This is a genomic window from Paenibacillus spongiae, assembly GCF_024734895.1.
Lineage (GTDB): Bacteria > Bacillota > Bacilli > Paenibacillales > Paenibacillaceae > Paenibacillus_Z > Paenibacillus_Z spongiae.
This window is the reverse complement of record NZ_CP091430.1, coordinates 414773-426953: the sequence shown is the minus strand read 5'-3', so window position 1 is coordinate 426953 and position 12181 is coordinate 414773. Positions and strand designations below refer to the sequence as shown.

General features: G+C 59.0%; 8 protein-coding genes. 1 reads left to right on the top strand and 7 read right to left on the bottom strand.

From position 1 onward, the window contains the following. Positions 1–194: 194 nt before the first annotated feature. From L1F29_RS01915 to L1F29_RS01905, 3 genes are read right to left on the bottom strand one after another with little or no spacing between them, the layout of a single operon-like run. Positions 195–1163 (bottom strand): 2,3-diaminopropionate biosynthesis protein SbnB, encoded by a 969-nt coding sequence (locus L1F29_RS01915; RefSeq protein ID WP_258386721.1) that lies wholly within the window; start codon positions 1161–1163, stop codon positions 195–197. After that, on the bottom strand, positions 1163–2152 hold the full coding sequence (gene sbnA, locus L1F29_RS01910; protein WP_373876468.1) for a 2,3-diaminopropionate biosynthesis protein SbnA: 990 nt from the start codon (positions 2150–2152) through the stop codon (positions 1163–1165). Before sbnA ends, L1F29_RS01915 begins: the two co-directional genes overlap by 1 nt. A gap of 6 nt (positions 2153–2158) precedes the next feature. After that, complete coding sequence (locus L1F29_RS01905) at positions 2159–3388, bottom strand: phenylacetate--CoA ligase family protein (protein ID WP_258386719.1); 1230 nt, start codon at positions 3386–3388, stop codon at positions 2159–2161. Positions 3389–3610: 222 nt separating this feature from the next. Here L1F29_RS01905 and L1F29_RS01900 point away from each other — a divergent pair, with 222 nt between their 5' ends. Next, on the top strand, positions 3611–4411 hold the full coding sequence (locus tag L1F29_RS01900; protein WP_258386718.1) for a YheC/YheD family protein: 801 nt from the start codon (positions 3611–3613) through the stop codon (positions 4409–4411). 143 nt (positions 4412–4554) lie between these two features. Here L1F29_RS01900 and L1F29_RS01895 read toward each other — a convergent pair whose 3' ends face one another. Genes L1F29_RS01895 through L1F29_RS01880 form a run of 4 tightly spaced genes read right to left on the bottom strand, consistent with a single transcriptional unit; the run spans position 4555 to position 12130 of the window. Beyond that, positions 4555–9273 carry an S-layer homology domain-containing protein gene (locus L1F29_RS01895; RefSeq protein ID WP_258389576.1) on the bottom strand — a complete coding sequence of 1573 codons (4719 nt, stop codon included), beginning with the start codon at positions 9271–9273 and terminating at the stop codon, positions 4555–4557. Between the two features lie 38 nt (positions 9274–9311). Then, on the bottom strand, positions 9312–10397 hold the full coding sequence (locus L1F29_RS01890; protein ID WP_258386717.1) for a glycoside hydrolase family 99-like domain-containing protein: 1086 nt from the start codon (positions 10395–10397) through the stop codon (positions 9312–9314). 30 nt (positions 10398–10427) lie between these two features. Beyond that, the gene (locus L1F29_RS01885) at positions 10428–11252 is read right to left on the bottom strand and encodes a carbohydrate ABC transporter permease (protein ID WP_258386716.1); all 825 of its coding nucleotides are present in this window, start codon (positions 11250–11252) and stop codon (positions 10428–10430) included. After that, on the bottom strand, positions 11252–12130 hold the full coding sequence (locus L1F29_RS01880) for a carbohydrate ABC transporter permease (RefSeq protein WP_258386715.1): 879 nt from the start codon (positions 12128–12130) through the stop codon (positions 11252–11254). The genes L1F29_RS01885 and L1F29_RS01880 overlap by 1 nt, the downstream gene beginning before the upstream one ends. Positions 12131–12181: the final 51 nt, after the last annotated feature.

Genomic DNA, 12181 nt, shown 5'->3' with positions numbered 1-12181 from the left:
AGAGTCAAGTTTTTTCACGAAGGACAGCATTACGTTGAACATGCAAACAACCACAACCTTTCGCGGTTGCGGTTGCTTGCGGTCAGGGGTTGAACAAGTGTCGGTTGAATCCGATTAAGCGAACGTTCAGGCTCTATCGCTTGGGACTCTTGACGAAAGCGGCTTCGGTCAAGCTGTCTTCCGGAACGTCAGGTTCACTCTTCCAGCCGCACACCCCTGCCAAGCTGCTTGGCTTGCAGGTAATAATACGCGGCAATGGCGATATCGAACACGCCGAGCCCCATCGGATTGAAGAATACCGGCGTATCCGCGGCGAATTCAGCCATCCCGCCCCGGCATACGACGTCCGTTATCGTGCGTACGTCAGATTCGGTCAGGCCATAACGGCGATGGAGCTGTTCGATATCGGTGTTCTCGCGGCACACCTCATGCCAATCGTCCACAATGACCGTTGTTATCCCCGCAACGCTTTCGGGCATATAGTCTCTCAGCGATACGTTAAGCAGCAGCGTCCCCGCAGGCGGCTTCTCGTCAATATACCGTTCAGGGGATACGGTGCAAGTCGCAATGATGTTTGCTTGCCGGTACAGCTCTCTCCAATTGTCTGCAATCTTCGTGATTGCCCGCAAATGTCCGGGTACGGTGTCCGGTTCAATCCCTTTCAGATCGTATAATATGACCTGCTTCAGCTTGCTCCCGAACAAATCCGCGCACATGTCGAGATGCAGCCGGCCGATCGGGCCCCATCCGATAATGCCCAGCCTCAGCTCCGCGGAAGGTCTTGCTTCCGCGTAAGCGCGAAGCATAAGACCGCTGACAGCCGCCGCCCGCAAGCCATTCAGCAGACCGCTGTGAATGAATGCGGCAGGCTGGCCTGTTGCAGGATCATTAAGAATAATCGTATTATGCGCCCTCGGCAGTCCATAGCGGCTGTTATCCGGAAATCCGGCGATCCACTTGATGCCCGCCATCGCGGTCGATCCGCCTACGAAGGCCGGCGTCGCGATGATCCGATTGGCGGGATCATGGAACCGCAAATAGGTTTTTAGCGGGCTGGCGCATTCCCCTCGCTCTCTTGTCCGCACGGTTTCCTCTACGATGTCGGTGAGATGCCTCCAATCCGTGCCCATGTCACGGATATGGCCATCATTCAAATACATCATCATTCTAACCCCTCTGCAAGCGTCGATATCGTTAAGCCCAGCTCCCGTCGTACCCATTCGTCATTGAATACCGTATCCAGGTACCGCTCGCCCCGATCGGGAAGGATCGCCGCGCATACCGACCCGTCCGGGATGCTGCCGCCGATCCTGCGAATGGCCGCAATGACGCCGCCAGACGACGCCCCGGCGAGAATCGCTTCGTGCCGGATCAGATCCCGGCAGCCCTCAACGCAGTCGGCGTCCGATACCTTTATTACGAGATCCGCCATATCTTGGCGGTACAGATCCGGTATCTTCGCAGCGCCAAGACCCGGGAATCGCCGCGTTCCCTTCTCTCCCCCGAACAGAATGCTGCCCTCCGCGTCGACCGCAACGATCTTCGTCGGCCACTTCCGGCTCCGAATGTATTCCATGCAGCCGCGGATCGTGCCGCAGGAGCTGACCCCGCAGAACAAGTAGTCCGCCGCCCCGAGCTGTTCCCCGATTTCCTGCATCGTGGTTTCGCTATGAGCCAGCGCATTGTCCGGATTGCCATACTGATTCGTCCAGTACGCCCCTGGTATTTGCCGCAGCAGCTCCTTCACCCGCTGAATCCGCGCGGGCAGAAATTCCCCGGTCAGCGCATCCGGCTGCGTCACCAAATCAATTTCGCCGCCAAAGCTGCGGATAATCTGCTTATGCTGCTCCGTTGTCCGCGGGTCGACCACGCAGATGAATCGGAGCCCCGAATAACGGCACAGCTGCGCCAGACTGATGGCCAAATTGCCGGAGCTCGATTCCACGATAACGCTGCCGCCGGTCACTTCGCCCCGCCGGATCGCTTCGCGAAGCATGTACAGCGCGGGCCTGTCTTTGGCGCTGCCTCCCGGATTCATCCACTCCAGCTTGCCGTATACTTCGAACGGTTCATGACGGAACAGCTGCTGCAGCCGAATAAGCGGTGTCCTGCCGATCGCTTCGGTGATACCTCCGTCGAGCCTCACAGTCATCCTTCCTCACGTATAGAAGATTTTTTTGTTCTTCACGGAGCTGCGGTTAAGCGAATCGTCGAAGATGCCTCCGATGACCTGAATGCCGTCCAGTATGCCATTTTGGATCATCAGGCCGATTGCGGGAATCCGGCTCTCCAGCTGTACCCGGATACGCCCCAGCACCTCCTCTGTCGCCGCAGGGCTGTACACGCAGACGCTAAGCGCATTCCCATTCACGGTTACGCGGACGACCGCTTCCCTTATATGCTGGTAGACCACATCCTCGATATCGTAGATGCTTATTTTTTCGCCGTGCTTCAAGTCCGGACCGATTCGTTTCACGATGCTTTGAAAGCTTTGCCTGGGCGACCCGTCCACCATAATGGGCCGCAGGTCGCGCACGACATCGTAGGTGACGTAGCGCAGCGCGGGAAACGATTCCCTCACCGTCGAGGTCAGCACAAGCACCTGTTCCTCGTCTGGGCACAGCGGCTCGGCTTCCTCGCCAAGCGCTTCCGTGCCTATACCTTCGGCGATAATTCCCTCCGCAAACAAATACCGCCCGTGGCGATGGGAGAAATAAGCGATCGTGCCGATTTCGATGGAGCCGTACGTATCCGTAATATGCTCTGCTCCGATATTCAATCGTTCCGCCGCCCGCTGCATCCAGCCCGGCGAAGCGATTTCGCCGACCAACAGGACATGCCGAATGCCGAATGCCGCCGGATCGTCCGCCGCCAGCAGGATCCGGTCCAGTATGGAGGGCATCGTATAGAGCACCTCCGGCTTCATCCGTTCCAGCTGCTTGATATGCTGTTCGACCGGCAGCCGGAACGACAGCGAGCCGGCCTCCATGCCTAATTGGCGGAATACTTCAACAGCCGTCGCCTCTGCATGCCCCGTCCCCATATCGGCCATCGCCGACCGATAGCGGTAAGGCTCGAGAATCGTCTTGAACACATCCAGCTTAATGCGCAGATAGGCTTCTTCGTCCTGCTCCGAGTAGAAGATCGTCTTGCGCCGGCCGGAGCTCGTGCCCGAGGTCCGGTAACGGTTCACGCCGTGAAGCTCAGCCAACGGATTGTTATCCGTATAATAATAGGTCTCCAGCACAGATGCCGTTATCAGCGGAAACCGTTCCAACGACTTCGCACCCGCCGCTGCGCCATGATTCTCCTGTGCGCCAAGCTGCCGGATATACCAAGGGAAGCGCTGCCCCATCCGGTCGATCAGTTGCTTCCATGCTGCAGGCATGAGCCCCTTCCCCTCTCCCCATATGTGACTTGCCGATTTATGCGAATTTATTGATTGTATACCATATGTCAGCCTCCCCTGCGGCGTTCGTTCTTGTTCGGATCCCCGGATGCGCGGGCGGGAGCCTGGCAGGAAAATTGATGCAGGTTGATCGCCAATGGACCGCTTCCTTCGTATGATGAAACATCAATCACCTTAACCTTAAGCGAGGGGAATACCGCCGTGAAGAAGAAGACGAGCAGCACCCAAGCTGTGTCCAGCAAGCTGACGAAGACGAGAGTCGTCCTTCGCAGCAAGGAGCTGGCGAAGCATGTTCCGTCCACCCGGCCGTTCAATCGCGGACAGCTGCTTGCCATGCTGGAGCAATACCGGATGGTTTACGTGAAGCCGGATGCGGGATCGATGGGCATCGGGGTCATGCGGGTGGAGAAGAAGTCGGACGGCTACCGCTACCAAAGCGGGGCGCAGGTATTTGTCTTCCCGGCCTTCCAGACGATGTTCCATTCCTTGCAGAAGAGAATCGGCGGCAGGCGCTACTTGATTCAGAAGGGCATTCATGTGCTGCGGCACGACGGCCGTCCGTTCGACTTTCGCATCATGATTCAGAAGAACCCTTTCCGGCAATGGGAATGCACCGGAACGGCCGGCCGAGTCGCCCATCCGCGCAAAATCGTCTCCAACGGGAGTCAAGGCGGCACCATCTTCCAGGCAGCGGCCTTGTTGAATCCGATTACGGGCAAACAGAAATCGTCTCGGCTTCAAAGTCATATGAATCATCTGGCTAGACTGACAGCGGCTCAGTTTGGCCATGCCTATCCGGCCATGAACGAGCTCGGGCTCGATATTGCCGTCGACCGCAATCTGAAGCCGTGGATTCTGGAAGTCAATACCCGCCCGGATCCCTGCCCGTTCACCAAGCTGGACAATCCGGCGAGCATCCGCAGAATCGTCCGATACGGCAGAGCATACGGCCGCCGCTATTGCCTGACCTGCTCCAAAGCCAAGAGAGCGCCTGGGCGCTGAGGGTATGGCATAGGTAAAGAAAGGCATCTTCTTGAGGCGGAAACGAAAGATCCACAACCCGGCGGGTTGTGGATCTTTGCGAGGGATAAGACATCGTAATGGCAGAGTCGCCCGAGCTTGCGAGGATGTCTACGTCGGGGGAACTACCGGCGATTCAACATCGCCATTATTATCGTGACCGCCTGTGCTCTTGTGACGATGCCGGCCGGATCGAAGCGGTTATTGCCCACGCCCTTGATCAAGCTGGCATCCGCAGCAGCCGCCACGTAAGGGATCGCCCATTTCGGAATCCGGTCGCCATCCGCGAATCCGGGCGTGGCCGAACCGGCCTCCGGCACATGCAGGCCGGCCGCGCGCGCCATAAGCGCCGCCATCTCCGTCCTCGTCATCGTCGAGTCCGGCCGGAAGGAGCCGTCGGCATAACCGGTAATCATTCCCCTCTCCACGGCCTTCGCGATGTAAGGCTTCGCCCACTTCGCAATACTGCCGGCATCCGTGAACCCAATCGGAGCCGCATCGCCTACCGGCAGCTTCAACGCCCGCACCAGCATGGCGACGAACTCCGCCCGAGTGACTTCCTTATCCGGCTTGAACGTTCCGTCTTCATAGCCGGTCACAATACCGAGCCGGATGGCCTGATGTATGCTGTCGGCTGCCCAGTGGCTGCCCGGCACATCGGTCAGCTTTGCTTCACGGTCCGGACCTTCCGGCTGCGGCTGCTGTCCCGAGTCCGGCTCCTCGGCCGGGTCCGTCTTCGTATCCGGGTTTGTCTCCGGTTCTAATCCCGAACCCGGAGCCGTTATGGGACCAGGCCAATAGCTTCCCGGCTCGACCGATAGACGCACCTCGTAAACCTTCTTCGTCACCCCATCCTCGGCCGTTACCTCGATCGTCGCCTTGCCCGACGTCGATCCGGCTTGCGTAACCGCCACGGAGGCTTTCGGATCCATGGCGGCCGCTTGGACGACCGGTACGGCCGACGTGCCTGCGGGAAGCTTCGTCTCGTAGCCGGCTTTCCCCGGTTCGAAGCCTTGCACCGGGCTGCCTCCGACGGTGATGGCCTTCAGCCTGGCATCATGCGACTGCTCATCCTGATATACTTCGATGGCGCTGATGCGGGAAATGCCAAGCGCATCGCCTTTGTAGCTGATGACTCTGATCTTCTCCGTCGTCACATCCGGAATGAGCGCCTTGACCGCCTCGGATTCATTGCCTTTCACCGAGTAGAGCGTGATCCACTGCGTCCCATCCCAATATTGAACGTCGAAATCCTTCATCTGGAAGCCTTTGGTCGAATACACCTCCACATGATTGAAGGTCGTCGGCTGCTTGAACGCCACCTGGAGCCATTGCGGATTATCGTAGGATGTCCCGCCGTCCAGGCCGGACGTCCAGCCCGCCCAATCCCCGTGGTTGCTCGTAATCGCCTTGATCGGCCGGTAATCGTTGCGGTAGTCCGTCGATGATGCGGTAACGGTTGCCCCCTCGAATAACGGATTGATGATTTTGTCGTTGAATTTGATCGTATAGTCGTAGTAGCCGCTCGTACCCGAGCCGTCCATCGCCGTCGCGACAACCTTTACCGTTCCTTCCTCAAGCAAGTAGACGACGCCGACTTCGCTGATTTGCGCCTTGTCGGTAGGCGTTACGCCATCCGCCTCATAGACCGCCCATTCCACCCGCTGATCCAGCGAATCCGCCGGTTCGAAATAAGCGAGCATCTGACGGTTGCCTCCGTCCTTGACCGTAATTTTCTCCGCCTTGGCCGGCGGCTCGCTCTGATCCTGACGGGTGAGGATGACCGTCTTAGAGGCCGACGATCCGCTGCCGTCTTTCGCCGCAGCGATGACGCGGACGATCCCGTTCCCCGATGCGGTCAGCAAACCGCCGGCATCGATGGCAGCTGACAGGGTCTCCGAGCCGTCCAGTCCCGTGACGCTCCAATCCATTTCGTCCGTCCGATCCTCGCCCGCGACGGACGCCGACATCTGCAGTGAACCGTGCTGCGTGAAGATCGTCGTGGCGTTATCGGCACTGGATACGACCAGCTTGGGCGCAAGCGCGGATTCGGCGGAGGTGACGAGCAGCATCCAGTCGTTCTCGTCCGGCTTCTCGGGTACGGTCCATTGTCCGTTTATCGGAACCACCGCATCGGAAATCAGCGTATATTCCCCGGTTCTGGTGTTGTACCACTGCGCCTTATACGTCGTATCCGCCATCCGCTTCAGCGTACCCGTCCGCTTCTTCGTCGTGTCGGCAAAGTAGGCCGCATACGTCCGGCTGCTGTCGACGGCCAGGAACGATTGGCCTTGGGCCGCAAAGTCGGCATAGGACGTATCGCCGAATACCGGCGTCAGCCTCCACCACTCCAGATCCGAGTAGAAGCTCTTGAAGTACGTCATCTGGCTTCCAGCCTGCGCATTCAACCCGTCGAACCAACGGTAATAAGGACCGTAGTGAAACCAGTCATCCGGGGAATGGTTGATGGCCCAAACCCCCTGCGCCCCGTAGCCGAAGCCGAAGGAGCCGTTCTGGAAAGCGATGTACGGCGCCTTGCGCGCATACTCGGTCGTCGTGCTGTTATGCTCGTAGCCCGTTTCGTACGTCACGACCGGTTTGACGGCCGGGTAGGCCATGAACGATTGGTAGAACTCCTTGGTCAGCGTCAGCACCTGCGCCGCGAACCAGGAATGATAAGGCTTGTCGCCCCAGGTCGTCTCGAACGACGCGACTGCCGCCATATGAGCGGTCAGCGGATGCTTGTAGGCATCGCTGTCATGGATCCCCTTGGCGACGAGCTGCCAGTACTGCGGATCGATATTGCCGAACCGCGGATCGATCTCCTGGGCGGTCGTCCACAGCACCGGATAGGCGCCGTATCTCGCCTGCCAATACCGTCCCAGGCGCTGCAGCAGATCGGGATCGGTCACGTTCAGCACGCTCGTGAACGTCAATGCGACGTTCGCATGGACCAGCCCGGCATCGGCCACATATTGGAATTTGCGGTCGATATCGGCGAGTTTGGCCAAGCTGTCCGCGGCAATGCCGCTCGACACGTTCAATCCCATGCCGTTCGCATACAGCGGCTCCGATTGATAGACGGTATAGCCTTGGCTGACGCGATGATCGACCGCGTATTTGAACTGCGAACCGATGCCGTCGACATTCGAGGCTTCGAAGTCTTCATCCGGCATCAGCCAGTGCGTGTCGCCCAGATAGAAGAATGGCGTGCCGTCGCCGTACGTGAAATACCGCTTGCCTCCATCGGCCTTCAAGAAGCCGCGCTTGTAAACTTCCAGAGGGCCGTCATACGGAACGGCCGTGAACGCGATCGGCTCGCTTCGGTTCAAGCCCGCGTCGCCGGGCTGATTCGAAGCCGTCGTCACCGTCCATTCGCCCGCCGACGTCGGGGCGAACCGGACCTTCCACGTGCCGCCCCCGTCCCAGAATGCCGGCCGGGTCAATATCTCTCCGCTTGGCCCGGTGAAGGTCGCGGTCGCATCGACATCCAGGAACGGATTGTCGTACGCCGCGAGGCTCTCCAGAGCGAATTCCAGCTCGCGCCATGTCTCGGCTTCGGGCAGAATAACGATATCCGCAGAGCCCGCGATACCTGAACCGTCGGCAGCCGTCGCCGTCGCCGTCACGATGCCCGGCGATTTCGCGGTCAAGAGGCCGGTATTGGCATCGATGATTGCATCGCCGCCCGAGCCTTCCTTAGGGGCAACGCTCCAGGCGACCGAACGGTCCGTGGCGGATGCGGGCTCGATAGCAGCCTTCAGCTTCATCGACAAGCCGTTCACGACCTCCGGCTTCGGCGGGCCTTGAACCGTAATGCGCTCGGCCGGGATCGTCTCGGAGGAATACACCCGGAATTCGTACAGATTCGCCCAGTCGCGGGCGATGAACCGGACATACCGGCCCTTCGTTCCTTCCGGAAGCGCCGCCCCAAGCTCATTGGGCTGCTTCTCCCCATTCGTCGCAGACTGATCCTTCAAATATTCATGCTCGCCTCCATTGCCGCTGAGGACCCGCGTCCAGTTCACGGCATCGCCGGAGACATAGATTTTGTTCGTGCCGTTCCAGAACCGGTTGAACAGCACCTGGACGTAATCGAGCGTCAGCTCGCGCCCAAGATCGACATAGAAGTCGACCTTGCCGTACCCGCCCGCCATCGTGGCGGGGCTGCCGTCCGTTATATTGACCGGGGCGCCGTCATTGAATTTCATGCTGTTATAGCCGGTGACGGCAGCTCCCTGCGAAACGATGCGCGAGCCCGCCGGCGGCTCGCGATAGGCCGTGTCCGCGTACGGCGGCTCCTGCGGGGAATAGACCTCCACTTCGTAGAAATTGGCCCAGCTCTTGGCCGTCAGCCGGACGTACCGTCCTTCCGTCCCGTCCGGCAGCAGGGCGCCCAGTTCATTGGGCTGCTTCTCCCCGTCCGTGGCTGCCGTGTCTTTCATATACTCGTGGGCTGCCCCGTCGCCGCTAACGACCGGTTTCCCCCAGCTCTGGCCGTCATTCGAAACATAGATCTCATTCATGCCGTCCCACATCCGGTTGTACAGAATCCGCACGTAATTGAGCGGCTGCGTCCGCCCCAGATCCAAGTAAAAATCAACGGTCTCTTTGCCGCCCGCCATCGTGGCCGGGTTGCCGTCCGTTATGCCGACCGGATCCCCGTCATTGAATACCATGCCGCTTAGCCCGATAACTTCGCTTCCCTTCGATACGAGATAGGCGGAATCAGGCGCTTCGCTGTACATCTTGGCGGTCTCCGCCCAGACGCTGCCGGCGGGGATAAGCAGCAGCAGGCTAAGCGCCATTATGGATGCCGTCAGGCCGGCCAGCCGTTTCTTCATCGCGATCAATCATTCTCACTCCTTTGGCCAAAATGCGTTCAAGGCTTGAATACGTTTCGAATCGCTTCCAAATAAGCCATGCCGTGCGTGGTGTCCGGCTCCAGATACCCTCCTTCCGTCCATTCGTTCCAGGCGTATATCGTCAACATCGGAGGGCTCAGGCGCATGCGGTCCACATAGGCTTTCGCTTTCCGCAGCGCGCCTTCGAACGCCTCCGGCGTATTGCCTGCAGCAATCGGGGTATACGGATACTCCCCTCTGACATACGGCTGATCCGGATCGCATCGCGGGCTGGGGTCCCAGCCCATCGTCACGTTCGGGTAATAGGGAACGGAGGCAAATTGCGCCTGCAGCCCATCCCACATCGCCGTCGCTTCATCGGCCCACCCGGCATAATCGGCGTCCGGGAAGGACTCCGGCTCGAGATGATGCAGCCAGACGTAGGAGGTGACGCTGTCGATCCCGAGCCGGGCCATCAGCGCGTTCGCGTCACTGCCGATAATAGCCGCATGGCGCGGATTCAATCCCCATTCCACCAAATTGAGGTGAAGGCCGGCGTACCCGGCGGCTACCGTCTTGCGGCGGAAATCGGCCAGGGCGGCGGCCGTTTCCTCGATGCCGCCCAGCCCCTTCACGAGCGTCATGCACTCATAGATGGAGAAGTAGAGCTTGCCCCCGATCGTCAAATAATGATCGTAACCGAAATATTGACGGACGATGTAATCGGTCATGGCGTCGAACCTCTCCCGCGACACTTCATTATGGTTCGCCCACATCAGCGCGAACTTCAGCCGGCTGGAGTTGCCCGCCTGCAGATACCCTTCCTCCAGCGCCCGCTGCAGGAAAGGCCCTTCACCGCCGCCCATATCCCAGTACCAATCGTACAGAAACGCCGTGATGCCATGGTCGGCTGCCGCATCGACCTGCATCTCCGAAACGCGGGGATCGGCTTCGTCGATCTCCCCCCAGAGCGGCGTCTTCGGCTGCTCATGCCCGGGGAACCGGGGCTTCGCTGCGCGCAGCGACGGCCATTCCGTCCACCCCTTCCCCTTGCTTGCCTCGTTCTTCGGATCCGCATGCCACTGCGGAAAATAGTAGACCGCTACTTCGTAGCCGCCGTCCATAAGACCTCATCCTCCTCTTCATTCATCCGCCTACCCTTTAACCGACCCCATGACGAGCCCCCGCAGCATGTGCTTTTGCGTCAGCACGAACATCAGCAGCAGCGGCAGCATGGCCAGAACGCTGATCGCGAACACCGGACCGAAGTTAATCGACTGCTTATTGAACATAAATTGAACGATCATCGGCATCAGCGTCATTTTCTCGGGAGAGTTGAGGAAGATCAGCGGTGTCAGAAAATCGTTCCAGACTCCGTAAACATTCGTTAGAATAAAGGTCCCGGTCGCAGGAAGCAGCAGCGGAAAAATGATGACCCAGAACATCCGCAGCGATCCGCAGCCATCGATATTCGCCGACTCCTCGAGCTCCCGGGGAATCGACTTGGTGAACGCCGAATAGAGGAAGGATGCGAAGGGGATAAATCCGGCCGTATACAAGAGGACGAGCAGCGTCCGCGTATTGATCAAATGCAGGAAGGTCGCCAGCTTGAACAGCGGAATCAGCGACCCGACCGTCGGAATGATCATGCCCGACATGAACAGGTAGAAGAACAACTGGAACACCCGCTCCTTGCGCCTTGCGAGCACGTACCCCGCCATCGAAGCGACGAAGATCGTCAGCGCCAAGCCGCCTGCCGTAACAAGCAGGGAGTTAAGCAGACTGCGGAAAAATTCGGTCCCCAGCGCCTCTTTGTAATAATCCAGATACAGCCGGTCCGGGAGCTCAAGCGGCTTATAGAATATTCGAGGTTCCTTGAATGACATCGTCGCCAGGTACAGGACCGGCAGGAGAAAGAGAAGCGAGACGAAGAGCAGCGCGATTTCCGTCCCGAAGGAAGCCCGTCTGGATCCGTTCACTAGAGCTCGACCTCCTTGCGCCTCGTAGCGGATAGCTGCACGACCGACACGATGACAATGAAGATCGCAAGCACGATGCCCCCAGCGGTGGCGTACCCGTAGTTGTTATCCTTGAATGCGGCATTGTAGACGGCCAGGAACAGCGTATACGACGAGGTGCCGGGACCGCCGTTAGTCAGAATGTACGGCAGGTCGAACAGCTTGAGCGAGCCTACGACCGTCAGGAACAGCACGATGGTGACGGCGGGCATCAGCATCGGCAGCGTAATATAGCGGAACAGCGACCAGCCCCTGGCCCCCTCGATATCCGCAGCCTCGTACATTTCTTGAGGAATTGCCTGCAGACCGGCCAGATAAATAATGGCGCAGTAACCGATGGCCTGCCACTGCGTCAGCAGAATAATGGCGGGGAAGGACGTCCTCACATTGCCGAGCCAATCCTCGGTGATGGATTCAAGACCGATACGGACCATCACCTCATTGATCAATCCGTCGTATTGCAGCATCTGCCCCCAGACGACGGAAGCGACGACCAGGCTGATGATGACCGGCAAGTAGAACGCCGTTCGAATGAATGCGCGCGTGCGGAACCGGCGATTGAGCAGCACCGCGGCGAGCAGCGCCAGCGGATTCTGCACGACAAGGCCGAACGCCGCCATCTTGAGCGAGTTCCACAGTCCGTCCGTCATATGCGGATCTTTCCAGATATGCGCATAATTCGCCCACCCAATGAACCTCGGCTTGCCGATACCGTTCCAATCGGTGAACGAATAATAGATACTCTGCAGAAAAGGGACATAGAAAAACAGGATAAAGATCGCGGCGGCCGGGATCAAAAAGAGGATCGACGCCATATATTGCTTGCGGTTCAGATTCATGGTTGCATTCCCTCTCCGAAATGATGGGGCGTCCCGGACGCAGCGGCTGCG

What these genes read in the sequence shown, in the direction of transcription:
- L1F29_RS01895 (WP_258389576.1), bottom strand. Translation starts at nt 9,273, where the DNA reads ATGAAGAAACGGCTGGCCGGCCTGACGGCATCCATAATGGCGCTTAGC.
- L1F29_RS01890 (WP_258386717.1), bottom strand. Translation starts at nt 10,397, where the DNA reads ATGGACGGCGGCTACGAAGTAGCGGTCTACTATTTTCCGCAGTGGCAT.
- L1F29_RS01880 (WP_258386715.1), bottom strand. Translation starts at nt 12,130, where the DNA reads ATGAATCTGAACCGCAAGCAATATATGGCGTCGATCCTCTTTTTGATC.
- L1F29_RS01915 (WP_258386721.1), bottom strand. Translation starts at nt 1,163, where the DNA reads ATGATGTATTTGAATGATGGCCATATCCGTGACATGGGCACGGATTGG.
- sbnA (WP_373876468.1), bottom strand. Translation starts at nt 2,152, where the DNA reads ATGACTGTGAGGCTCGACGGAGGTATCACCGAAGCGATCGGCAGGACA.
- L1F29_RS01905 (WP_258386719.1), bottom strand. Translation starts at nt 3,388, where the DNA reads ATGCCTGCAGCATGGAAGCAACTGATCGACCGGATGGGGCAGCGCTTC.